The 22,528-nt window shown below is 68.4% G+C and carries 18 protein-coding genes; 7 read left to right on the top strand and 11 right to left on the bottom strand.

All coding sequences use genetic code 11. The annotated features are described in order from the left end of the window. Nucleotides 1-440: 440 nt before the first annotated feature. Both OG522_RS38295 and OG522_RS38290 read right to left on the bottom strand, forming a co-directional pair. Nucleotides 441-1,607, bottom strand: coding sequence for a hypothetical protein (locus OG522_RS38295; protein WP_329468060.1), 1,167 nt, complete (start codon nucleotides 1,605-1,607; stop codon nucleotides 441-443). After that, nucleotides 1,600-2,484 carry a ParA family protein gene (locus OG522_RS38290; protein WP_329468059.1) on the bottom strand — a complete coding sequence of 295 codons (885 nt, stop codon included), beginning with the start codon at nucleotides 2,482-2,484 and terminating at the stop codon, nucleotides 1,600-1,602. The genes OG522_RS38295 and OG522_RS38290 overlap by 8 nt, the downstream gene beginning before the upstream one ends. 2,045 nt (nucleotides 2,485-4,529) lie before the next feature. Here OG522_RS38290 and OG522_RS38285 point away from each other — a divergent pair. Beyond that, entirely contained in the window at nucleotides 4,530-5,795 is a 1,266-nt protein-coding gene (locus OG522_RS38285; RefSeq protein ID WP_329468058.1) for a ParA family protein, read from the top strand. Then, nucleotides 5,792-7,009 carry a ParB/RepB/Spo0J family partition protein gene (locus OG522_RS38280; protein WP_329468057.1) on the top strand — a complete coding sequence of 406 codons (1,218 nt, stop codon included), beginning with the start codon at nucleotides 5,792-5,794 and terminating at the stop codon, nucleotides 7,007-7,009. Before OG522_RS38285 ends, OG522_RS38280 begins: the two co-directional genes overlap by 4 nt. A 41-nt stretch (nucleotides 7,010-7,050) precedes the next feature. Here OG522_RS38280 and OG522_RS38275 read toward each other — a convergent pair whose 3' ends face one another. The 7 genes from OG522_RS38275 to OG522_RS38245 form a co-directional block, all read right to left on the bottom strand. Then, a complete protein-coding gene (locus OG522_RS38275) occupies nucleotides 7,051-7,953 on the bottom strand; it encodes a bifunctional helix-turn-helix transcriptional regulator/GNAT family N-acetyltransferase (protein WP_329468056.1) in 903 nt (300 codons plus the stop codon). A gap of 393 nt (nucleotides 7,954-8,346) precedes the next feature. Further along, the gene (locus OG522_RS38270; RefSeq protein ID WP_329468055.1) at nucleotides 8,347-8,871 is read right to left on the bottom strand and encodes an ATP-binding protein; all 525 of its coding nucleotides are present in this window, start codon (nucleotides 8,869-8,871) and stop codon (nucleotides 8,347-8,349) included. A 156-nt stretch (nucleotides 8,872-9,027) separates the two neighbouring features. After that, complete coding sequence (locus tag OG522_RS38265; RefSeq protein WP_329468054.1) at nucleotides 9,028-9,408, bottom strand: GntR family transcriptional regulator; 381 nt, start codon at nucleotides 9,406-9,408, stop codon at nucleotides 9,028-9,030. A 94-nt stretch (nucleotides 9,409-9,502) separates the two neighbouring features. After that, a complete protein-coding gene (locus tag OG522_RS38260) occupies nucleotides 9,503-10,483 on the bottom strand; it encodes an ABC transporter permease (protein ID WP_329468053.1) in 981 nt (326 codons plus the stop codon). Continuing rightward, nucleotides 10,480-11,427, bottom strand: coding sequence for an ABC transporter ATP-binding protein (locus tag OG522_RS38255; RefSeq protein WP_443074869.1), 948 nt, complete (start codon nucleotides 11,425-11,427; stop codon nucleotides 10,480-10,482). The genes OG522_RS38260 and OG522_RS38255 overlap by 4 nt, the downstream gene beginning before the upstream one ends. A gap of 105 nt (nucleotides 11,428-11,532) precedes the next feature. Further along, a complete protein-coding gene (locus tag OG522_RS38250) occupies nucleotides 11,533-13,410 on the bottom strand; it encodes an ABC transporter ATP-binding protein (protein ID WP_329468052.1) in 1,878 nt (625 codons plus the stop codon). After that, nucleotides 13,410-13,847 carry an NUDIX hydrolase gene (locus OG522_RS38245; protein ID WP_329468051.1) on the bottom strand — a complete coding sequence of 146 codons (438 nt, stop codon included), beginning with the start codon at nucleotides 13,845-13,847 and terminating at the stop codon, nucleotides 13,410-13,412. Before OG522_RS38245 ends, OG522_RS38250 begins: the two co-directional genes overlap by 1 nt. 362 nt (nucleotides 13,848-14,209) lie before the next feature. Here OG522_RS38245 and OG522_RS38240 point away from each other — a divergent pair, with 362 nt between their 5' ends. Together OG522_RS38240 and OG522_RS38235 are read left to right on the top strand one after the other, a co-directional pair. Next, on the top strand, nucleotides 14,210-14,566 hold the full coding sequence (locus OG522_RS38240) for a VOC family protein (protein WP_329468050.1): 357 nt from the start codon (nucleotides 14,210-14,212) through the stop codon (nucleotides 14,564-14,566). Nucleotides 14,567-14,920: 354 nt separating this feature from the next. Beyond that, nucleotides 14,921-17,305 carry an excinuclease ABC subunit UvrA gene (locus OG522_RS38235; protein ID WP_329468049.1) on the top strand — a complete coding sequence of 795 codons (2,385 nt, stop codon included), beginning with the start codon at nucleotides 14,921-14,923 and terminating at the stop codon, nucleotides 17,303-17,305. A gap of 308 nt (nucleotides 17,306-17,613) precedes the next feature. Here OG522_RS38235 and OG522_RS38230 read toward each other — a convergent pair whose 3' ends face one another. Next, a complete protein-coding gene (locus tag OG522_RS38230; protein WP_329468048.1) occupies nucleotides 17,614-18,162 on the bottom strand; it encodes a DinB family protein in 549 nt (182 codons plus the stop codon). Nucleotides 18,163-18,507: 345 nt separating this feature from the next. Here OG522_RS38230 and OG522_RS38225 point away from each other — a divergent pair, with 345 nt between their 5' ends. Continuing rightward, nucleotides 18,508-19,146: a DUF1707 SHOCT-like domain-containing protein gene (locus tag OG522_RS38225; protein ID WP_329468047.1), complete on the top strand. Its 639-nt coding sequence runs from the start codon at nucleotides 18,508-18,510 to the stop codon at nucleotides 19,144-19,146. Between the two features lie 102 nt (nucleotides 19,147-19,248). Here the strand turns inward: OG522_RS38225 and OG522_RS38220 are convergent, their stop codons facing one another. After that, the gene (locus tag OG522_RS38220; protein ID WP_329468046.1) at nucleotides 19,249-20,100 is read right to left on the bottom strand and encodes an aldo/keto reductase; all 852 of its coding nucleotides are present in this window, start codon (nucleotides 20,098-20,100) and stop codon (nucleotides 19,249-19,251) included. 509 nt (nucleotides 20,101-20,609) lie between these two features. Between OG522_RS38220 and OG522_RS38215 the strand changes: the two genes are divergently transcribed. Further along, nucleotides 20,610-21,848 (top strand): eCIS core domain-containing protein, encoded by a 1,239-nt coding sequence (locus OG522_RS38215; RefSeq protein ID WP_329468045.1) that lies wholly within the window; start codon nucleotides 20,610-20,612, stop codon nucleotides 21,846-21,848. Nucleotides 21,849-21,893: 45 nt separating this feature from the next. Continuing rightward, nucleotides 21,894-22,523, top strand: a complete 630-nt coding sequence (locus OG522_RS38210) for a hypothetical protein (protein WP_329468044.1) — start codon at nucleotides 21,894-21,896, stop codon at nucleotides 22,521-22,523. Nucleotides 22,524-22,528 lie beyond the last annotated feature (5 nt).

Here is a 22,528-nt window from a genome sequence, read left to right as displayed (position 1 = left end):
TGGTGATTACGTTACCGGAAATCTCGCGCGGTTCCGCCTGACACTAGAAATCGCGCGTGTTGCTGTTTCGTCAGCAGGCCTGTTGTGCCTGGAATTTGTTGGCCTATCAGGAAACGTCATCCCATTTGGTCCAGCCCATTGCTCTCGCGACAGATGGATAGTTAGCAAGCAAGACCGTGAGATAGATCGTCCGACAGTAAGCAAGCAAGACAGTTCGAGGGCAACAAACAGCGCAACACAGAGCGTGACAAACATCGCCGTAGCCTTCGCTGTGTGTATCGGTAGAGCTGTCGCTAGATCTATCGGTATGGCTATCGGTATACGCGCAGGTCCGCCCAGGACGCGGATGTGGGTGTGGCCCGTGCCTAGGCACGGGCCACACCCACATCAGTACCGCCAACTGCGCGGCAGCTTCCGCTATTTCGCCGTTCCGCTACCCCTTAGGAGGCTGCCGGGCGCTGCGCCTTTGTCCGTCGTTCGGGCCGCCGCAGCTCCCCCTCGGCGTCCATCGCCTGCATCAGAAGTTCCAGTGCGGCGGACACGACGTACAGTCCCCGCCGTCCGTAATCCGCTTCCTGGAGCCCTTGGTTGAGGCTGGAGACCAGGGCGTAGGCCTCCGGACCCACCCGGAAAGTGGACTGCTTTCCCGCGTCCACCACACCCATCCGGTCGTCCAGGAAGGTCTGCGCCATCGCGATCTGGGAGGGGACGTCCTCGGGGATGTGCCGCAGCGCCGCATCGAGGTAGTGCCCCTGGCTGAGCATGGGGTTCCCGGAGGTCCGGCGATCCGTCTTGAGCCGCTCCTTCAGCTCGGCCAGCACCTCCGGGTCGAGCCGGAATCCATAACTGGTCCAGCCCTCCGAGCGGATCTTGGCGCTGGCGAAGCTCTCGTGCACGGCGGTGTGAGCCCAGGGCTTCCCGCTGACCCGCATACGGCGGCGCGGCGGTGACGCCTCGTCGTCGACCGGAGCCGGATCCCGCCGGACCGGGGTGGCCACGGGCTCGGGCTCGGGTTCGCGAACGGCGGCCTTCGGCTCAGCGATCGTACGGACAGGAGCCGCTGACGGCGCCTCGGTCACCCGGGCGGACGGCCGTACGTCGTCGGGCGCGGCGGCGCGGCGGGCGGCGAGGGACGGAGGGGAAGTAGGAGACGGAGGGGACGCAAGGGTCGCAGGGGACTTCGTGGCCCTGGGGCCTCCCCCGGTTCCGGGTTCCGCGTCGACTCGGGCTTGGGCTTGGGCTCGGGCTCCGGTTTCGATTTCGGCATCGATGTCAGCGCCCGGCGGGGCTTCGAACACCGGGGATGCGGAGGACGCGGAACCAATGGGTGTCGTCGGCGTCGGCGGTTGCGCGGCGGGCGGTGCCTCACTGGCCTGCGGCGGCACCGACCTTCCGGACTTCGGCGGCGTCTGAGCCGTCGGGCCGCCGGCCTCCGAGTCGAGGTTGGCGCCGCCGAGGAACGACCGCTCGGCCACCTGGTCGGCGCCTGCGAGCAGCCCCGCCACCAGGGAAGTGCCCGCCGCCTTGAAGTGGTTGGGTGCCTTCTTCTTCGGCCTGCCCCCTCCCCCGCGCGGCACGGGCTTGGTGCTGTCCTCGGAGTTACTCAACGGAGTCCTCCATCGAGATCAGCTCGGGAGTCTCCCACTTCTGCGCAGGCTGCTGCATACGCTCAAGGATCTGGGTCATCAACTGTCCGTACAACTTGCCGGGCGCGTGGCTGGCGAAGCGGATCGCGGCCGGGACGCCGTAGGCGAAGGAATCCGAGATGCGGTTGTCGCTGCGGATGTCCGTCATGAACGGCTTCAGGTCCGCCTCAAGCATGCCGTTGCGGATGTTGACCTCTTGGGCCTTCCACTTCGACGGCGGGTTCGAGCGGTTCAGTACGGCGCCGAGGTACTGCGGATCACATTCCCCGCCAGTGCGGTCCTTGACGTATGCGACGGTTCCCCGGGTGGCGGCGGCTCCCTTGAGGGCCGGGTACTCCGGGACGCAGACGGTCACGACGTAGTCGGCCGCGGCCAGGGCGGTGGCCGAGAGCGAGGAGACCGCGGGCGGGGTGTCGATGACGACGAAGTCGAAGAGGTCGGACACCTCAAGGAGCATGCGGCGCACGATCGGCGTCGCGTGGTAGCCCTTGCGGTGGATGATGTCCTGAACGGACGTCATCGTCGATTCCTCACTCGCCAGGAGATGCAGGGTGCCCGCGTCCTCCCATTCGGCGAGGAGCTCACTGCGGTCGTACCAGGCGCTGGGAAGATCCAGCGGCATGCCTTGCAGTCGGCCCTGCAATACCCAACCGAGTGAACGGGCCAGCTGCTCCCCGTCGGACAGGTTCACTCCGAGGGCAGTACCGGCCTGCGCCTGTGGGTCGAGGTCCACGACCAGTACGCGTGCGCCGGCGAGGGCCAGGCTCGCCCCGAGATTCACGGTAGTGCTGGTCTTGCCGACCCCTCCCTTCTGGGTTGCGACGGCGATGACCTTCATCGCGACTACCGCCTCTCTGCCTATCGGCTGCTGGTATCAGACTTATCCGTCCGTGACACGAGGTCAGCAAGCCAGGCCTGGAACGGTGATGGAAGCGAGGAAGGGCCGTCTATGTCCCTTTACTTCCCGCCCATCCCCTATCCGGGTGTGGCCAGTGATCTAGTGACACGGGATCATTGAGGGTGACGATAACAGGATCTCCCGACCGTCTGTGAGGCGACGCGCTGAACCGCGCGCACGGCGGGACATCTGACGCGGTGTCACCTGGGCAGCGAGTCGGTCCGCCCTGGCCGTCCGAACGAACGCGAGCCCGCCGCTTGAGCCTCGGCACGACCAGCCGACCGACCGGCCGTACGACGATACGCGAGCGGACGGGCGGCACGAAGGGCAGTTCGTCAGACCGACGGTTCCCGCGACAGCGGGCGCGTCCGTTCGACGGACCGACGGACCGACGGACGGACGGACAGGCAGACGGACCGATCGACGGTCCGACGGTCCGACGGTCCGACAGAAAGACGGACGGACGGACGGAACGACCGACCGACAGGTAGTCCGGCAGACAGACAGACAGAGCGAGGGTCAGCGCGATCGACGGACGGTTCGACGGTTCGATGGTTCGCGCGTTCGCAGGCAAGCGCGTCAGTACGTCAGTCCGTCAGTAAGTGCGCAAGCAAGCTGGACAGCACGCACGATCGTCCGTCAGTCCGTACGCAACAGGGTTCGTACGTCAGCTGGCAAGTCCGTCTGCAAGCTAGTAAGTCAGCTGGACGGACAGCACGACGGTTCGTCCGACAGCTAGCAAGCAAGCTGGTCAGCAAGCAAGCAAGCGCGTTGGTTCGTTCGTCCGTCCGTACGTTAGATGGTTCGTTAGCGCGTTCGTCAGTTAGATGACTAGCAACGCAGTAAGACAGACAGCTAGTTATAGGGCAACAAACAGCGTTGCATAAATCAAGACACTCTACGGTTCAACGTTCCAGACAAGGGACGCTCCATAGATCAGTTTATTGATGGCAACAAGTATCACAACTTCCATCGCTTCCATCCCAGTGATAACGCAGCAAACTTTCATGGGTACCTCTGACGAAACATCTATCGTTATATTCCCAGGTCAGATGGGGTATTTAACTCTGAGGGTGAGGGGTTGGTGGCAGCGTGAAACTCGACGAAACCGCCCCTTCAGCTGCTGCCAAGTCCGCTCGGTGCCGTCCCAGCTGAGCGCTTCTGCGAGCCTGAAATCTTCGTGTGGGGGAGCGCTTTGAAGCTTCCCAGGCTCTCCTTCCGGGCGTTGCGGAGGCTCGCCAGAGGCCGTCGAAACGCGTTCGGCCGCCGTCCGAAGTCGAGAACGCGGCTCGAAAAAACGACGGCTGGTGAAGTCGAAAGTGAGCTGCTGCGAGTCGGAGAGCCGCTTTGCGCCGTCGTCCGGACGCTCCTCGCGTCGCGCCTCCAACCTCAACTTGCCCCAAAGCCGTCGAGCTGTCGCCTCTTCGTGCTGCCCCAGCGAAGCATCAGAGGGCCTGCGGAGCTCATAACGGAGCCCTCTCCCGCCGACAGTGAGCCTGTTCCGAGCTCCGTCTGACCTCCGTCCGAGCTCCGTCTGACCTCCGTCCGAGCTCCGTCCGAGCCTCGGTCGAGTCGTTTACGAGCTGCGGCCGAGCGCCGATCGGCGCTCAAGGCAGCCGCCTGACGCGTTCGCACTGCGTCTTCTGTGAACCAATGCGCGCCCAACTCGCCGCTCTGGAGCGTCGGCGAGCACCCTTCTGGTGCCCCTTCCAGAGGGTCGGAAGTGGCACCGGTTGCGGGCAAGGCGCCGAATCGCGCCGCTGTCGACGCACCGCTGAGGGAGTGGGGCACTCGAAGGGTGCCATCCCGAGGCCTGTCCGGGCGGGGGAGCGGAGCCACAAGCGCCGTCCCCATCACCCGCCCAGGGCCCGCCCCGGGCCCCCGCCCAGCCCCTCCGCAGCCCACTGCCCCCTCAATTCGGGCAGCCGAAGGGCCATGTGATGGCAGGTCATCCGCAAGAAGGCGGAAGTTAGTATGCTGACGCCATGGTTACCCAGAAGCCCGTCGGAGACAGAGAGAAAGTTGTCTCCAAGTTGCCCGCCTGGCTGCGCCAGGACTTGAAGATTCGCGCCGCTGAACTCGGCGTGGACATCCAGGATGCCGCCGCCGAGGGCATCGAACTGTGGCGGGCGACGGACGAAACGCTCCCCGCCGTCGACACCTCGGGGGCCGCGACCTTCTCGACCTGGCTGCTGCCCGGCCAGTGGGACGCGCTGAAAGCCACGTGCCACGAGCGCGGCCGCATCCCCTTCGTTCAAGGCCTCGCCCAGTCGATCGCACTGTGGCTGCGTGAACACCCTTCCCCCAAGCACCGACCCGTCACCGGGATCCCGCGGCGGAAGATCGTCTGCAATCAGAAGGGCGGCGTCGGCAAGACCGCCGTCGCCGCCGGGATCGCCGAGGCGTACTCCGAAAACCCCTCGGCCGTCGTCAGCATTGAGAGTGGCATCGTCAAAGCCGCGACCGCAGCCGGCATTCCCCGGGAGAACCTGGACGCGCTCGCGGAGGCGCAACAAGCCACCGGCATGGGCCTTCGCGTACTCCTCGTGGACTACGACCCCCAGGGGCACCTGACCAAACAGCTCGGCCTCCAACACCTCCCCGCCGACGGGGACAGCCTGGCGAAGCACATGTCCGGGCAGGCCACCAACGGCACGATCAAGGACCTGGTTGTCACCGTGAAGGAGCCCCGCTTCGGCGGCCGCCTGGACGTGCTGCCCGCCTGCCCGGACTCCTTCCTCCTCGACATCATGATCGTCTCGGCCCGCAACCGGCAGGCGACCCTCGAACGAGCCCTTGAGCCACTGGAATCGGACTACGACGTCATCGTTGTCGACTGTCCGCCCAGCCTCGGAGTGGGCATGGACGCCGCGATCTACTACGGCCGCCGACGAGACGGCGAGGCCCCCGGCGTCTCCGGCACGATCATCGTCGTGCTCGCGGAAGACTCCTCGGCGGACGCCTACGCCATGCTCATCGACCAGATCGAGTCGGGCAAACACGACTGGCGCATCGAGGTCGACTACCTCGGCCTCGTCGTCAACGCCTTCGACCCACGCGACGGCTACATCATCACGTCGTCCATGAAGTCATGGCTCGAACTGGGGGAGGGGCACCCGCCCGTCATCGCGGTGATCGACCGTCTCAAGGAACAGCGCGAAGCGGTACGCGGGAAAGTCCCTCTCCTGTCCTACGCACCCGACTGCCCCCAAGCCAACGTCATGCGGGCCATCGCCAAGGAAAGCCTGTGAACAGTCGTCAGAGCGCCGCCACCCGAGTCGGACCCTCCACGTCATTCAGCAACGCGGCCCGCGCCACCAGCCTGCGGGGCCAGCTCATCGCCAACGTCACCGGCACCAGTCCGCCGCAGCACGCTTCCGTGCTGCCGATCGAGCTGATCAGCGAGAACCCCGACAACCCCCGCGAGGCGCTCGGCGACCTCAGCGGTCTCGCCTCCAGCCTGGCCGAGGTCGGACAGGTGCAGGCCATCACCGTGGCGTCGGCCGCCGCCTATCTGGAAGGCCGTCCCGGGCGGCAGGGTGAGCTCAAGGCCGGTGCGGAATACGTCGTCGTGGACGGGCACCGGCGCCTGGCCGCCGCACTGGAGGCCGGGTTCACCGACATCAAGGTCACCTTCGACGACGGCTTCGCCGCCACCGACGAAGCCCTCCTGGAAGCGGCGTTCGTCGCCAACGCCCAGAAGGAGAGCCTCTCGGACCTGGAGTACGCCACCGCGCTCAAGAAGCTGGTCGACTTCTACGGTTCTCAGGGAAAGGCCGCCAAACGCCTCGGACTGAGCCAGCCGAACATCTCCCAGAAGCTGTCCCTCCTCGCCCTCACCCCAGCTCTTCAGGCCGACCTGGAGAGCGGCAAGCGCAAGATCGAGCACGTACGCGGTCTCGCCCGGCTCTCTCCCGAGGAGCAGCAAGAAGCGGCGGACCGCCGGGCGCGCGAGGCCGACGAACGTAAGCAGCAGAAGAAGGGTCGCCGCAGTCAGGACCCCGCACCCCATAACGCCGTTATGGCTCAGCGGTCGAAGGCGGCAGCAGACGTTCCGTCAGGCACTGGCGCGGGCACGGAATCGGGCCCCACCGAGAGTGCCTCCACCCATAACGGCGTTATGACTCAGGCCGACGCCCCGACCGAGAGCGGCGCTGTCTCTCAGGCCGACGCCTCCACCCATAACGGCGTTATGACTCAGGCCGACGGCTCCATCGACCACGGCGTCATCACCCCTGCCGCGGCCCCGACCCATAACGGCGTTATGACCCCGGCTGCCGATGCCGATGCCGATGCCGATGCCGAGCGTGCGCCGCACGCCAACGGCCAAGCGGCGCCCAACCCGACGGCATGGGAGAGCGTGGAGCAGCTGGCCCAGTGCATCATCGATCGGCTGGAGCAGGAGGACGTCCTTGCGCTGACGCTGCTGCTGCAACACCACAACCGCACCGTGCTGCGTTCTTGAGTCTCAACCTGATGACGAGGGTTCGGCTTCCGCCGGAAGCCTCACGCTGTACTCGACGTGGTGATGCGCTTCTCGAACCAGTGGTGGGCGTAGGGCTCGTCGTTGAAGGCGGGGACCTCTTGGAAGCCGAACGAGTGGTAGAGGCCGATCGCGGCGCCGAGCGCCTTGTTGGTGTCCAGGCGCAGTACGTCGCGGCCGTGCTGGGCGGCGCGTGCCTCCAGCTCGGTGAGGAAACGGCGGCCGAGCCCCAGGCTCCGGGCTTGGGGGGCGACCCACATGCGTTTGATCTCGGCGGGGGCGCCGGGCGGCAGCTTCAGCCCGGCGCAGCCGATGGGTTGCCCGTCCACCCGTGCCACCAGGAACAGTCCGCGCGGCGGCCGGAGCTCGCTCGCGTCGGGCAGCAGGCTCCGCGCGGGGTCGAAGCCGGTGTCGAAGCTTTCCTGGAGTTCGGTGAAGTACGCCAGCAGACAGTGCTGGGCGTCGGGGGAGTCCGGGGCGACGGTGTCAAGGGTGACCGTGGCGGCGGTGAGCAAGCGGTCGACCTCAGCCATGGCGGCCACGAGCCGGGCGCGCTGGGCTTGGTTGAGCGGCTCCAGAAGGGCTCCGGCCAGCTCGTCGCTGCGGCCGTCGAGCACGGCGCGCTCCGCGCGGCCCGCCTCAGTGAGCCGGACAGTACGCACCCGTCGGTCCTCGGGCTGCGGTTCCACGGTCACCAAGCCGTCGCCCTCCAGGGAGCGCAGTAGCCGACTGACGTACCCGGAGTCGAGCCCGAGGCGTTCGCGCAGCCGCCGTACGTCTTGCCCGTCCTCGCCGATCTCCCAGAGCAGCCGGGCCTCGCCGATGGGCCGGTCGCGCCCCAGGTAGTGCTCGTGGAGCACGCCCACGCGCTCGGTGACGGTGCGGTTGAACCGCCGTACTTGCTCGATCTGTTCCGAAGGGTCCATTCTCTGACCTTAGTCAGAGAATGGACCCGAGGCCAGTGAATTCGGAGATACGCGCACAAAAGCGACCCGCAGAATGCCATCGTGGAGCGCCGAGCGGGACCAGCCCGGTGTGTCGGGACCTTCAAGGGTCCGACAGGCGCTCAGAGAGCCGTACGGCGCTTTTCGATGTCGTGAGGAGTCGACTGGAGCGGCTCAGGGGGCTCCTGGGACGTGAATGCCACGCTTCAGGTGGCCAAGTCGGTCCCGAGCCCCCTGGGTACTTGAGCCGGCTGACTGAGCGGTGCGGTCGAGCCCAGACGCGGGTGAGGAAGCCGGAGATCAACGGGGGTTCTCGGGCACGCGGCCCTCAAGTGCGACGTGCCCGGTGTCGAACAGACGGAGAGGTGGCGGGCCTCAGCTCTGGACGGCCTCTGCGATCTGGAGGGCCACCTGGGCAGGCGTCAGGTGCGTGGTGTCGACGACCTCGGCCTCGCTGTGCAGCCACGTACGGGCCGCCTCGGCGTAGGGCTCAAGGTATTTGAGACGGAATGGTGAGTTGGGGCCAAGGACGGTGTCCCCGGCGATGCGCCCGCGGAGGGTCTCCTGATCGGCGTGGAGGACGAAGTGCCTCAGCGGGATGACATGTTGGGCAAGGCCCGTGCTGATCTCGCGCCAGTACTGCTCGACCAGGACCGTCATGGGCATCACCAGGGTGCCGCCGGTGTAGTCGAGTACGCGACGGGCGGTCTCGACCACGAGCGGCCGCCATGGCGGCCAGTGCTGGAAGTTGTCCGTACTGGGCAGCCCCGGCGTGATGTCCATGAGCGTCTCGCCGACTTTCTCGGCGTCGAACACCCGTGAATCCGGGATCAGTTGCTGCACGAGTGCACCGGTTGTCGTCTTGCCTGCCCCGTGGGTGCCGTTGAGCCATACGATCACGGACCGACGCTACCGCCTTGCGGGCCGCGGCATCGGGCACGGGACGAAACCGGTAAGGCTCCGTCGGCTTCCAGCGGGCCGCCGAGCCGACGCACGGTCGGCTCCGGCGGCCCGGTTCCGTTCGGCCCGGCGTCGCGCGAACGCCAGGCGGCTCAGTCACATGAACGTCTCGCTGAGGGCCGCGTGGAACAGGGTCGTGATGTCCTGTTCCGTCAGGCCCTCCGTCTTCGCCTCGCGGATCCAGTCGCCGAGGCGGGAGCGCAGTGGTGACTCGGCGGCGGTCTGCGGGGTGGCCAGCGAGCGGGTGATGAAGGTGCCCGCCCCCTGGCGTACCTCGACCAGGCCGGAGCGCTCCAGCTCGCGGTACGCCTTCAATGTGGTGTTGGGGTTGACCTTGGTGTCCGCGGCGACCTGCGCCGCCGTGGGCAGCCGGTCGCCCTCTGTCAACGCGCCCATGCGCAGGGCCTGTTCGACCTGGTGGACGATCTGGAGGTACGCGGGCACGCCGCTGCGTCGCTCTATGCGGAACACGACCATCACACCCGCCTCCTTCCGCTTCCGTCCTGGTGGGCAGCGCCCCTTCTGGTGGTGGGGGCGTCCCAGCGTATGCCGTGGCTCATCGTCGTACGGGTTAGAAGGGGTGGCGCCGCGTCCGCCACAGGACCAGCGCGACCAGGGCCGCGCTCCCCACGAGCAGCAGACCGGCCCCGGTCCATTGCAGGGTGCCCATCTGGTCGTAACCGAAGTAGTCCCAGACCGAGTTGACGATCCCGAGCTTGGCACGGCAGGCGTCGGTGGCCGAGTCGTTGACACAGGTGCCCCACCCGTAGAGATTGCCGGACGCCGTGCCGACCCACTGGTCGACCTGGGCCACGTCGTGGAGCGCCGAAGGGGTGTCGGTGTTGAGGGGGAAGGCGAGGCGGCGAGGGGTGCCGAGTCTGGGCCTGAAGTGGTCGGCGACGAGGAGGAAGGCGGCCGAGCCGACGAAGGTGAGCGTCATGGCGGTGACCGCACGGCGCACCAGCGTGCCGATGACGATGCCGAGGGATGTCGTGAACAGGGACAGCGCGGTCAGCACCGGGCCGGTGTTGTCGAAGACGGCCCCGTCGAGCCAGTTGTTGAAGACGACGGGGTGGACGGCCCGGTACCACCAGGTGAACAGCGTGGCGAGGATCCCGGTCATCACCAGGACGAGGCCCAGGGCGAAGCCCAGCTTCCACAGCAGCCAGCGCATGCGGGGCACGGACTGGGTGGTGACGAGCCGGGAGGTGCCGTGTTCCTGGTCCGAGGAGATAAGGGGGGCGCCGAGGAACACGCCGAACAGCATCGGCAGGTACCCGAGGTAGCGGGCGGCGTTGCTGAAGGTGTCGCTGAGGTGCTGGAGCGTGGCGCTGTCGAGGGTTTCGGTGGACTTGCCGGGCCAGCCCTGGCCGTGCAGCGTGTCCAGCATGACTCCGCGCTGGTAGATGATCCACGCCGCGCCGAGCACGGTCACCGTGGTGCAGGCGAGCAGTGCCGAGCGGTGCTGACGCGCCATCAGCCAGGGGAGTCCGCGCAGCCGCCGGGGCCTCGCGGTCTTCTGCTGGACGGGCGTGCTGGTGAGGGTGCTCACGCCGCGTACTCCTTTCGGTTGTCGGGGCCCGCGGTGGGGGAGAGCAGCGCGGGAGCTTCGGGGTGGCGGAGATAGGCGAGCAGCACTTCTTCCATGCTGGGTTCGGCGCGCTGCCAGTTCGGGTCGAGCGGTCCTTCGTGCCGGATGAGAGCGGTGAACTGCCGCCCTGCCGTGCGGACATCGATCACGGTGTGCGCGGACAGCGAGGCCGGGAGCCCCTGGTCGGTGGTCACCCCGGTGACCAGCGTGTGCATCGGTACCAGCTCGTCCGTCTCACCGGCCATGCGGACGTGGCCGCCGGACAGTACGAGGAGGAAGTCACACATGTCCTCCAGCTCGCCGAGCACATGGGAGGACATCAGTACCGTGGTGCCCCGCTCGGCCACCTCGGACATCAGCAGTGAGCCCATCTCGTCGCGGGCCAGCGGGTCGAGGTCGGCCATCGGCTCGTCCAGGAGGAGCAGTTCGGGCCGCTTCCCGAAGGCCAGCGCGAAGGCGACGCGGGTGCGCTGGCCGCCCGAAAGGCTCCCCACCTTGGCGTCCAGCGGGATCTGCCCGGCCCGGACGATCCCCTCGGCGGCCGCCTGGTCCCACCCCGGGTTGAGCTCTTGGCCGAGCCGCAGGGTTTCGGTCACCGTGAACCGCTTGAACAGCGGCTTGTCCTGGCCGAGATAGGCGTACCGCGGCATGGCGCCGGGCTCGTCGACCGGTACCCCGAAGATCCGCAGCTCCCCACCGGTCGGCTCGACGAGCCGGGTGGCGATCCCCAGCAGGGTGCTCTTTCCGGCCCCGTTGGGCCCCACCAGACCGCAGACCCGGCCGGCCGGAATCCGGAAGGAACAGTCCTGAAGCGCCCATCCCCGCCGGTACTTCTTGCCGAGACCGCGCGCTTCCAGAGCCCACTGCCCACCGGCCGCCGCCCCGGAAGTGGCCATGTGTGGCATGCGTCCCTCCCTTTCCATGATTCCACTAGTTAACTAGTGGAATCATGGTCTCTGCGACGAAGACATGTCAACCGTCGTCGGAGCGGGGCCCGGCGCCGGGCCGCCTCACCGGTCCTTCGAGATGGCGAGCAGCTCCGCGAACAGCCCGCCTCCGTGGGCGAGTTCGTCGTACGGCCCCTGTTCGGTGATCCTGCCGTGCTCCATGACGACGATCCGGTCGGCCACCTTGGTGTTCTCCAGGTTGTGGGTGACCATGAGCGTGATCCGGTCGGCCGCGATCGCCCTGATCGCGTCGAACATGTCGCGTTCGCCGCGTACATCCATCTGGGACGTGGGCTCGTCCATGACCAGCACGGCCGGGCCGCGGTACAGCGCCCGGGAACAGGCCACGCGCTGGAACTGGCCGCCGGACAGCTCGACGCCGCCGAAGAGTTCGCGGGCCAGCAAGGTGTCCAGACCGTGGGGCAGGTCCGCGACCGGGCCGCGCATGCCGACCGCGTCGAGGGCCTCCCACACGAGGTCGTCGTTGGGGGTGCGGGGCTGGCCGAGCGTCACGTTCTCGCGTACGCGCAGCGGCCATTGGGCGAAGTCCTGCGGCACCAGACCGGTACGCGCCCAGACGCTGTGCGGGTCCGCCCCGGCGAGGTCGGCTCCGTCCCAGGTCACCACGCCCTTGTCGGCCAGCAGGATGCCGGTGACGAGGCGCATCAGGGTGGACTTGCCGCAGCCGTTCTCGCCGACCACGGCCACGATCTCGCCGCGGCGCAGGGTGAGCGAGACGTGGTCGACCGCCGGGGCATCCTTGCCCGGGTACTGGTACACGACCTCGTCGAGCCGGATTTCCCGCACCTGCTCCGGCACCTTCAACCCTCCGCGCCTGGGCGCGAGTTGCTCGGCCAGGTCGAGGAAGGAACGCATGTCGGCGAGGTAGAGACTGGTGTGGAACATCGCCGCGCCGTAGATCACGAGCTGGGCGAGCGCGGCCAGCGACGTCTGGACGGCGACGACCGCCGTCGCGGCGACGGCGAGCGCCACGCGGCCGGTGACCGCGAGCCACGCGAGCGTGGCCCAGGTGCCGGCGAGGAAGATCCCGCCGATCGCCGAACCGGCCAGGACGATGCGCAGCAACCGGGGCGCCTCGCGCAGGGTGCGTTGGCCGATCCGCTCGGACAGGGCCCGGTACCAGTACAGGAGGTAGCCGGTCATCCCGTTCGCCCGCACCTCGTCGGTGTACTTCGCGGTGGTGGACCACCACCGCATCATGTGGCGCACGGTGCGGTCGCCGACGTTGGCGTAGTGCGTCTCGTACGTGACCCGCGCGGACAGCACCGCGCCGACCCCGGCGGGCACGACGGCCAGGACAATCAGCGGAAGCATCAGCGGATGCAGGAGGGACAGCACGCCACTGGCGGTGGCCATCCGGACCAGCGCGGACAGGAAGCGGGTCGCGTCCTGCACCATCGTGTGAGTGCGGACCACGCCCATCTCCGCCGCCTCTTGCCGGTCGCAGAATCCGTCGCGCGAGTGCGCGGCGGCCTCGACCCGGCACACGGCCGCCACCAGAGCCGCGTCCGCCTCGGTGGTCAGCGCCGGGGTGATCCGTCCGTCCGCGTACGAGGACAGCGCGGTCGCGATCCGGGCGACGGCGGTCGCACCGGCGATGACCAGCAGGAAGGGCAGGGCGGCGTGGAGGCGTTCCGAGGCCGCGCCGGCGCCGAGGACGGGCTGCATGGCCCGCGCGGTGAAGGCCAGCAGGACTGCGGCGGCCGCACCGGTGAGCAGGTGGCAGAACAGGAGCAGAAGCACTGCCGCGCGGTCGATCTCCCACGCCATACGGGCCGTGTGAGCCAGCACCGAGGGCAGCCGGGAGCACAACCTCGCGAACGACGTCTCGCTGAGCGGGTTCTTGGCGTGGTTCCCCTCGTACGTGATCTCGACGGGCGGGGGCGGCGGCAGCGGGGCGGTGCGCCCGGGTGCGGCCATCACGCGCCCCAGCCCATGGCCGTGTACGAGCGGTTGGCGGCGATGGCGGTCAGGGCCACGGCGGTGTAGTCGACGAGGGGGGCGGGCAGCGCCGCGTACGGATGCCAGCCCAGCGCGGTGCAGCGATCGGGCTCGCAGATCCTCGGGGTTCCCCGGTAGGCGAGGACGCGGAAGAACAGCTGCATGTGCGGGGTGCCCGCCCCGCGGTAGTGGAGTACGTGAACGAGCCGCAGGTCCTGCGGATCGATGTCCACGCCGAGCTCTTCACCGGACTCCCGCACGGCACACTCCATGGCCGACTCCGCTTCGAGATGGCCGGCCGGCAGATGCCATTCCTCAGGAGCGAACCGGGCCGAGGGAGACCGCCGCTGGAGAAGTACCTGGCCGACCTGTTCGAACACGAGGTGAACACCGACGATGTTGGGCTGGGTTCGCATGAGAGCGCCTCCGGTGGCATCCGTACGGACAGGTGCTCGGGAAACTGGCCGGGCCGGTCATGCGTAACGGTGACGTGGGGGCGAGTCGTCGCTCGAACGTTCCCGTGGGGGCGGCGGGTCCGTGCTGCCGGGCCGCAGCGCCGTGATCTTGCGTTCGATCCACTCCTGGGATGGCGACCACTCGAACCGGTGATTGCTTTTCCCGACGCCCTTGTTTCTGGATCCGTGCGTCAGGGGGCGCGGGGAGAGGGGAAGCGAACCGATCAGGAATCGAGAAGCGCGCCCGTCGGCCCGCCATTAGCGTGACGGTCATGGACATCGCGGCCGGCCCGCGATCTGACCCGCGAACCTCAGGAGTGATCATGACGAGCTCTTCCACGCAGGGAATCAAGACCGTGCTGCACCCCGTCTCCGACCTGGTCAAGGCCAAGGCGGTGTACACGGCCCTGCTCGGTGTCGCGCCGCAGACCGACGAGTCCTACTACGTGGGCTTCGAGGCCGAGGGCCAGTCCATCGGGCTGGTGCCGAACGGGGGAGCGCAGGGCATGACCTCGCCGGTCGCCTACTGGCACGTGCCGGACATCGAGGCGAAGCTGGCGGAGGTGACCGCGGCGGGAGCCGTCGTGAAGGAGCCCGCGCACGATGTCGGGGGCGGCCGCCTCGTGGCCACCGTCACGGACCCCGACGGCAACGTCCTCGGACTGCTCCAGGACCGGTGAGCGCCGACCCGTGCTCTGCGCTCCCGCGGGGGCGCGGTGGCAGTTCGAGGCGCGGCCGGGACGCGGGGGCCCTCGCAGAGGTACGCGGACCCGGCCCGCAGACGTAACAGAACCCCGCGCCCGCAGAGCACCCGGCGGTTAGGCTCGACGCCGGTCGGATCGAGTCGGACGGCGGGGCGGCGGGGCGGCCGGGGCGGCCGGTTCCACAATGCGGGCCCCGCCCAGTAGAGGTACAGGGACCCGCCCCGCAGACGTACAGAGCCCCGCGCCCCTCGCAGACGTACAGGACCCGCCCCCTACAGACGTACAAGAGGGCTCGGCCCCCACAGACGTACAGATGGAGACACGAGCAGCATGGCCACGAAGAAGGACCCGCAGCCGCCCGCGCCGCACGTTGCCGACAGCCACGACTTGATCCGTGTGCACGGCGCGCGCGTGAACAACCTCAAGGACGTCAGCGTCGAGATCCCCAAGCGTCGGCTGACGGTGTTCACCGGGGTGTCCGGGTCGGGCAAGAGCTCGCTGGTCTTCGACACGATCGCCGCCGAATCGCAGCGGCTGATCAACGAGACGTACAGCGCGTTCGTGCAGGGCTTCATGCCGACGCTGGCGCGGCCCGAGGTCGACGTGCTCGATGGTCTGACCACCGCGATCATCGTGGACCAGCAGCGGCTGGGCGCCGACCCCCGGTCCACCGTCGGCACCGCCACCGACGCCAACGCGATGCTGCGCATCCTCTTCAGCCGGCTCGGCAAGCCGCACATTGGCTCGCCCAAGGCGTTCTCCTTCAACGTCGCCTCGATCAGCGGGGCGGGCGCGGTCACCATGGAACGCGCCGGGCAGAAGGTGAAGGAGCGCCGCAGCTTCAGCATCACCGGCGGCATGTGTCCCCGGTGCGAGGGCCGGGGCGCCGTCACCGATCTCGACCTCACCCAGCTCTACGACGACTCCAAGTCGCTCTCGCAGGGCGCGATCACCGTCCCCGGCTACACGGGGGGCGGCTGGAACTCGCGCCTCTACAGCGAGTCGGGCTTCTTCGACCCGGACAAGCCGATCCGCAGGTTCACCAAGAAGGAACTACAGGACTTCCTCCACCGCGAGCCGACCCGGATGAAGATCGCGGGCATCAACATGACCTACGAGGGGCTGATCCCGCGGATCCAGAAGTCGATGCTCGCCAAGGACCGGGAGGGCATGCAGCCGCACATCCGGGAGTTCGTGGACCGGGCCGTCACCTTCACCACCTGCCCCGACTGCGAGGGCACCCGGCTCAACGAGGGCGCCCGGTCGTCGAAGATCAAGCGGATCAGCATCGCCGACGCCTGCGCGATGCAGATCAGCGACCTGGCCAAGTGGGTGGGCGCTCTGGATGAGCCGTCGGTGGCGCCGCTGCTCACCGCACTGCGCCAGACCCTCGACTCGTTCGTGGAGATCGGCCTCGGCTACCTCTCGCTCAACCGGCCGGCGGGCACCCTGTCGGGCGGCGAGGCCCAGCGCGTCAAGATGATCCGCCACCTCGGCTCCTCCCTCACCGACACCACGTACGTCTTCGACGAGCCCACCATCGGCCTGCACCCGCACGACATCCAGCGGATGAACGACCTGCTGCTGCAACTGCGCGACAAGGGCAACACCGTGCTCGTCGTGGAGCACAAGCCGGAGACCATCGCCATCGCCGACCACATCGTCGACCTCGGCCCCGGCGCCGGGACGGCAGGCGGCACCGTCTGCTTCGAGGGCACCGTCGAGGGGCTGCGGACCGGGGGCACCATCACCGGCCGCCACTTCGACGACCGGGCCGCTCTCAAGGAGACGGTGCGCAAGCCCACCGGCACGCTGGAGATCCGCGGCGCGACGGCGCACAACCTGCGGAACGTCGACGTCGACATCCCGCTCGGGGTGCTGGCCGTCGTCACGGGCGTCGCGGGTTCCGGCAAGAGCTCGCTCGTGCACGGCTCGATCCCGCCTGGCGAGGGCGTGGTGTCCGTCGACCAGAGCCCCATCCGGGGTTCGCGACGGAGCAACCCGGCGACGTACACCGGGCTGCTCGACCCGATTCGCAAGGCGTTCGCCAAGGCCAACGGCGTGAAGCCGGCGCTGTTCAGCGCCAACTCCGAGGGCGCCTGCCCCAATTGCAACGGTGCGGGCGTCATCTACACCGACCTCGCGATGATGGCCGGCGTCGCCGCGCCCTGCGAGGAGTGCGAGGGCAAGCGGTTCCAGGCGGCGGTCCTCGACTACCACCTCGGCGGCCGCGACATCAGCGAGGTGCTCGCGATGTCGGTGACCGAGGCCGAAGAGTTCTTCGGCGCGGGCGAGGCGCGCACCCCGGCCGCGCACAAGATCCTTGAGCGCCTCGCCGAGGTCGGGCTCGGCTATCTCACCCTCGGCCAGCCGCTCACCACGCTGTCCGGCGGCGAGCGCCAACGGCTCAAGCTGGCCACCCACATGGCGGAGAAGGGCGGCGTGTACGTCCTGGACGAGCCGACCACCGGCCTCCACCTCGCCGATGTCGAGCAGCTGCTCGGGCTGCTCGACCGCCTCGTAGACTCCGGCAAATCGGTCATCGTGGTGGAGCACCACCAGGCGGTGATGGCGCACGCCGACTGGATCATCGACCTCGGTCCCGGGGCGGGTCACGACGGCGGCCGCATCGTCTTCGAGGGCACTCCCGCCGATCTCGTCGCCGACCGCTCCACCCTCACCGGCGAACACCTCGCGGCGTACGTCGGCAACTGAGCGGGATCCTGCGGTGACTTGGCGGGTCGGGAGAGCGGAGCCACTCCCGACCCGCCTCGGGTGCGACCCGCCTCGGGTGCGACCCGCCTCGGGTGCGACCCGCCTCGGGTGCGACCCGCCTCGGGTGCGACCCGCCTCGGGTGCGACCCGCCTCGGGTGCGACCCGCCTCGGGTGCGACCCGCCTCGGGTGCGACCCGCCTCGGGTGCGACCCGCCTCGGGTGCGACCCGCCTCGGGTGCGACCCGCCTCGGGTGCGCGCCGGGCGCCGTTGACGTAGGCACGGCGTGGAGGACGCGGCTCTGCGTGGTTACAACCCGGTGCGGCCGTCGATGCGTTCGCGGAGCAGGTCCGCATGGCCTATGTGGCGGGCGTACTCTGCGATCATGTCCACCATGATCCGGCGCAGCGAGATCGGCTCGCCGGTACTCCTGCGGATCCCGGTCTCGTCCAGGGAGGCCGCGGCGGCCGTGATCTGCCGGGAGCGTTCGCACTCCGCCCGCCAGACGGCGAAGGCCTCCTCGACATCACCGTCCAGACTGTCGAAGTCCTGGTCGGGATCCTCGTCGGAGTAGTAGAGCATCGGTACGTCCTCACCCGCGAACTGGGTGCGGAACCACCAGCGTTCGGCGCCCGACAGGTGTCGTAGCAGACCGTGCAGCGACAGCGTCGACGGCGGCACCGCCTGTTGCGACAGGCGCTCCGGCGGCAGACCGGCGCACTTGAGCTCGAAGGTCGCCCGGTGCCAGTCCAGAACCGTACCCAGCGTCTCGCGCTCGCCGCCCACGGCGGATCGCTCGGGCCGGGTGTCGTCGCCCCACCGGGGCGCGTAGTGCTTGGGGGGAGGTACCTCGGTCATCAACTGCCTTCCTGATCGGGGGCGTATGTGAGGACATGCCTCACGGACACGTATCGCGGACGTGCGTCGACGTGGTCCGTCCAGGACCCCAGGACGTGGTCCGAGGTACGCAACGAGTCTGGCAGGCACCACTGACAACGGGCGGCGCTCGCGCGCAACCATCCATCCGGAAACAGCTGCGGCACCGGAGATCCAGCTGGACGGAAGAAGGACCTCGCGAAGGCGGCAAGTGCCCGTATGGGTAAGGGAGTTGGTGGTGGAGCAGGTCGAGGCGCAGGCGGAGATCCTGGCCACAAGGTGATCAGCTGCCTTGCAGGGCACCGGCCGGGCCACAAGAATGCGACCATGACGGGCGAACTCAGGCCAGCTGACGACTCTTCCGGGCAGGGCGCGACGCCCGAGCTGCGGGCATCCGACCAGGACCGGGACAGGGTCGTGGAGATCCTGCAGATCGCCGCGGGCGACGGCCGGATCACCGTGGCCGAACTGGACGAGCGCCTGGACGCAGCCCTGGCCGCCCGCACCCTCGGCGACCTGGCCGGTCTGACCGCCGACCTGCCATCGGAAGGCATGCCCGCTCAGGCCAAGGAGCTGGTCCGGATCGATCAGCGCTTCGGCGACGTCACCCGTGCCGGGCGCTGGCTGGTTCCGCGCCGCATGGAGATCCGCATGACGTTCGGCGACGCGAAGCTCGACTTCACGGACGCCGTGATCACCCACAACATCCTCGACATCGACGTCGATCTGCGCCTGGGCGGAAACCTGATCCTGGTGACCAGGCCGGGCATCGTGGTCGACACCGACGAACTGGTGCGCAGCAGCGGCGACATCAAGATCCGGCCCATCTCCGACCCGGATGCCCCCGTCACCCTGCGCGTCCAGGTGGCCGGCCAGTCCCGCGGAGGCGACATCATCGCCCGCCCGCCACGCCGGGGCTTCGCCGACTGGGCCCGCCGCCGCCCGCCCAGGAGCATCGGCCGCTGAGCGCGGCCCGCCCGCAAGGGCCGGTCCCTCAGAGTGCCTGGCTCCTTTCCGCTCTTGTGGCAGTCGGCGCGCTGTTGACAGGGCACCCGATGCCCACCCGCCTCAGTCCTCCAGCCGCCGCGCGCCGAACTGCTCGGTGACGGACGGGTCGCGGTGGTCGAAGAACAGGGAGGCTCCGGTGTCCAGGGTGGCGATGGATGCCATCTGGTGGTCGCTGAGCTCGAAGTCGAAGACGGCGATGTTCTCCGCCATGCGCTCGGCGTGGACCGACTTGGGGATCGCGACGATGTCGCGCTGGACCAGCCAGCGGAGCACCACCTGGGCCACGGACTTGCCGTGCTTGTCGGCGATCTCGCTCAGGAGGGGGTGGGCGAAGAGGTTGTTGCGGCCCTCGGCGAACCCGCCCCACGACTGGATCTGGACCCCGTGCCTTCGCATGACCTCCTGGTCGGCGGTGCGCTGGAAGAACGGGTGGGTCTCGATCTGGTTGACCGCGGGCGTGATGTCGTTGTTGACGATGAGGTCGACGAGCCGGTCGGGGTAGAAGTTGGCGACGCCGATCGCCTTGACGCGGCCCTCGCGGTGGAGTTCCTCCATCGCCCGCCACTGGCCGTACACATCGGCGTAGGGCTGGTGCATCAGATACAGGTCGAGATGGTCCAGGCCCAGCTTGGTCAGCGACGCCTCGAAGGCGCGCCGGGTGTTCTCCTGCGCGGGCGCGTCCTGGATCCACAGTTTGGTCGTGACGAACAGTTCCTCGCGCGGGACGCCGCTGTTCCTGATCGCGCGGCCGACGCCCTCTTCGTTCCCGTACGCGGCCGCCGTGTCGAGCAGACGGTATCCGGCCGCCAGGGCGTCGGTCACGGCCCGCTCGGTCTGCTCCGGCGGGATCTGGTAGACGCCGAAACCGAGGATCGGCATCTCGACGCCGTTGTTCAGGGTGACGTTCTGCATGGGGGATGTCCTTCTGGGTGCGATGACGGGAGGAGTACGGGGTGGGGACAGATCAGCGTTCGAGCAAGCGCGGGCCCGCGCGTGTCGGCACCGATCCGGGATCTCCGGGTCACGCGGCTTGACGTAGCGCATCGTCGTTCTCCGATCCATCGCCTTTCGGCGAGTTCCACTCTGGCTTGATCACCCCTTGACCGCTCGCCGTAAGCGCATTCGTAGGGCGAGTCCGGCCCTGTCCGGCCGTACGGGGGAACGCGACGAAGGCGTCGAGCAGGCAAGCCCTGGGTGCGCGACCGCGCCGCCGCCCGCCCCGAGCCGCACCGATCAACCCCTGACGCCTGTGCGGATTTCGGCCACCGTGGGGCTGACGGGACGTTAGGGGTGTGTTGGATGCTGATGGAATACTTGTGCGGGGGCTGTAGGCCCGCCGGGGGTCGGCGTCGTGACGACGCGGAGGCACGGCAGCGGGCGGACCCGCCCCCGCACCAGTCCGACTTCCCTGAAAGGCCCGGATGCACGCCAACGAGCAGGCTCAGACCACCGACGGCAAGCGGTCCGGCCGCGCACCCGCCAGAACCGAGGCTCCCGGCGGCGTGCCCGCCCAGCTCCTCGCCCTCCAGGCGAGCGCGGGCAACGCGGCCGTCGTGCAGATGCTCCGGCAGGCCGACCACTCCTCTGCGGCCCAGGAGCGGCACCAGCACGGCGCCGGCTGCGGCCACCAGCAGACCCAACAGCCCGCCGTGCAGCGGTCGTCCGCCGTCCACGACGTCCTGCGCTCCAGCGGCAGGCCCCTGGACACGGCGACCCGTACGGACATGGAGAGCCGGCTCGGGGCCGACTTCTCCGACGTCCGCATCCACAACGACAGCGCCGCCAAGGCCTCCGCGGCCGAGGTGGGCGCCCGCGCCTACACCTCGGGCAGCCACGTCGTCATAGGTGACGGCGGCGCGGACAAGCACACCCTCGCCCACGAGCTGACGCATGTGATCCAGCAGCGCCAGGGCCCGGTGTCCGGCACGGACAACGGGTCAGGGCTCAGCGTCTCCGACCCGTCCGACCGTTTCGAGCGCGAGGCGGAAGCCAACGCCACGCGCGTCATGCGCTCCACGAGCGCGCCGCGTTCCGATGAGGCGGCCGTGCAGCGAGCGCTCCCACTGGCAGCCGGACCGGCCGCGGGCGTCGCGATCCAGCGGGCCTTCACGGGCCAGCCGTACGTACAGTACGGGCCGATCCACCCGACCCACGACGCCGGAACGCTCATGCACGCCGAGGTCCACCCAGGGAAGACGGGTGGAGGGTCGAAGCCCAGTGTCCGCCCCAACTGGTGGCCCGACGGCTCCTCCAACGCCTCCCAGGCCACCCAGACCTGGTTCTCCAACTACATGGTTCAGGGGCACCTGTTGAACCACAACATCGGCGGGCCGGGTGACGACATGAAGAACCTGACACCGCTGGTGAAGTCGGCCAACAGCACCCACTCCAAGAAGGTCGAACAGGACATCAAGGGGTATGTGAACCAGAACTACGTCGTCGAGTACGAGGTTCGGGTGGATTACTCCAACTCGCCGTCGGCGAAGGACCTCAAGGCTCCGCAGGGCATACAGAGCGAGATCGATTCGAATTACGCCCACCATCTGGCGCACGCCATCGAGGTGGAGTACTCCGTCTACGACCAGCAGGGCAACGAGCGGGACGTCAAGACCCTGGACAACAAGGAACAGTCCTGGTGGATCGGTAACGACGGCCTTTAGGGCGGAGCGGAATCCTATCTCGAACTCACGAAACAGGAGTGCTGCATGCACGGCATCCGATCGCGCATCACGCGGATGATCGAAGAGATCGACCAGAATCCCCACCTCGATCTGATCGACTCCGTGGTGGGGGATCCGGCGTCCGAGGCCGACCTGACGGAGGCCAGCCGCCTGGCGCAGGGCCATCTCCCCGCCGGCCTGGCCGACTTCTACCAGGAGGTGGGCTCCCTTCGCCTGGAATGGCGGCACACGGTGGCCGACATTCGCAAGGGGAACCTCTCCGACCAGGGTTTCATCAACATTCTGCCGGTCACTCAGGTATTCGGGGACTGGGAGGGGATCACCTATTTCCCTGGGCAGAACGAGGACTTCAGGGCGGTGAAGCCCTTCGACATGTTCGTCCCCGAGGCGTGTGCGGCCTTCATTCAGAAGCCGGGCGGGGAGCCGGGCGACACCGTCTCTTACCACTATTTCGGTGAAGAGCTCTGCGACACCCAATTCAGCTTCGCCGAATACCTGGAGCGGCTGCTCGCCTCACGCGGCTACTGGTACTGGTTGCAGACCCTCTGCCCCGGAGCCGAGGAATCCGCAGAGGTCTCGGCGTTCCGGCAGAACATGCCCCGGATGTTCCCCGACTACGACGACGCCCTCTTCCACCCCCGATCGGCGAACTGACCCGC

This window comes from Streptomyces sp. NBC_01431, from assembly GCF_036231355.1.
Lineage (GTDB): Bacteria > Actinomycetota > Actinomycetes > Streptomycetales > Streptomycetaceae > Streptomyces.
The sequence above is the reverse complement of the archived record's forward strand: the minus strand, read 5'-3'. Positions and strand labels throughout refer to the sequence as shown.

Excerpts from the sequence above, each read along its gene's own strand:
- OG522_RS38290 (WP_329468059.1), bottom strand. The coding sequence starts at position 2,484 with ATGAAGGTCATCGCCGTCGCAACCCAGAAGGGAGGGGTCGGCAAGACC.
- OG522_RS38285 (WP_329468058.1), top strand. The coding sequence starts at position 4,530 with ATGGTTACCCAGAAGCCCGTCGGAGACAGAGAGAAAGTTGTCTCCAAG.
- OG522_RS38275 (WP_329468056.1), bottom strand. The coding sequence starts at position 7,953 with ATGGACCCTTCGGAACAGATCGAGCAAGTACGGCGGTTCAACCGCACC.
- OG522_RS38265 (WP_329468054.1), bottom strand. The coding sequence starts at position 9,408 with ATGGTCGTGTTCCGCATAGAGCGACGCAGCGGCGTGCCCGCGTACCTC.
- OG522_RS38255 (WP_443074869.1), bottom strand. The coding sequence starts at position 11,427 with ATGCCACACATGGCCACTTCCGGGGCGGCGGCCGGTGGGCAGTGGGCT.
- OG522_RS38250 (WP_329468052.1), bottom strand. The coding sequence starts at position 13,410 with ATGGCCGCACCCGGGCGCACCGCCCCGCTGCCGCCGCCCCCGCCCGTC.
- OG522_RS38245 (WP_329468051.1), bottom strand. The coding sequence starts at position 13,847 with ATGCGAACCCAGCCCAACATCGTCGGTGTTCACCTCGTGTTCGAACAG.
- OG522_RS38240 (WP_329468050.1), top strand. The coding sequence starts at position 14,210 with ATGACGAGCTCTTCCACGCAGGGAATCAAGACCGTGCTGCACCCCGTC.
- OG522_RS38235 (WP_329468049.1), top strand. The coding sequence starts at position 14,921 with ATGGCCACGAAGAAGGACCCGCAGCCGCCCGCGCCGCACGTTGCCGAC.
- OG522_RS38230 (WP_329468048.1), bottom strand. The coding sequence starts at position 18,162 with ATGACCGAGGTACCTCCCCCCAAGCACTACGCGCCCCGGTGGGGCGAC.
- OG522_RS38225 (WP_329468047.1), top strand. The coding sequence starts at position 18,508 with ATGACGGGCGAACTCAGGCCAGCTGACGACTCTTCCGGGCAGGGCGCG.
- OG522_RS38220 (WP_329468046.1), bottom strand. The coding sequence starts at position 20,100 with ATGCAGAACGTCACCCTGAACAACGGCGTCGAGATGCCGATCCTCGGT.
- OG522_RS38215 (WP_329468045.1), top strand. The coding sequence starts at position 20,610 with ATGCACGCCAACGAGCAGGCTCAGACCACCGACGGCAAGCGGTCCGGC.
- OG522_RS38210 (WP_329468044.1), top strand. The coding sequence starts at position 21,894 with ATGCACGGCATCCGATCGCGCATCACGCGGATGATCGAAGAGATCGAC.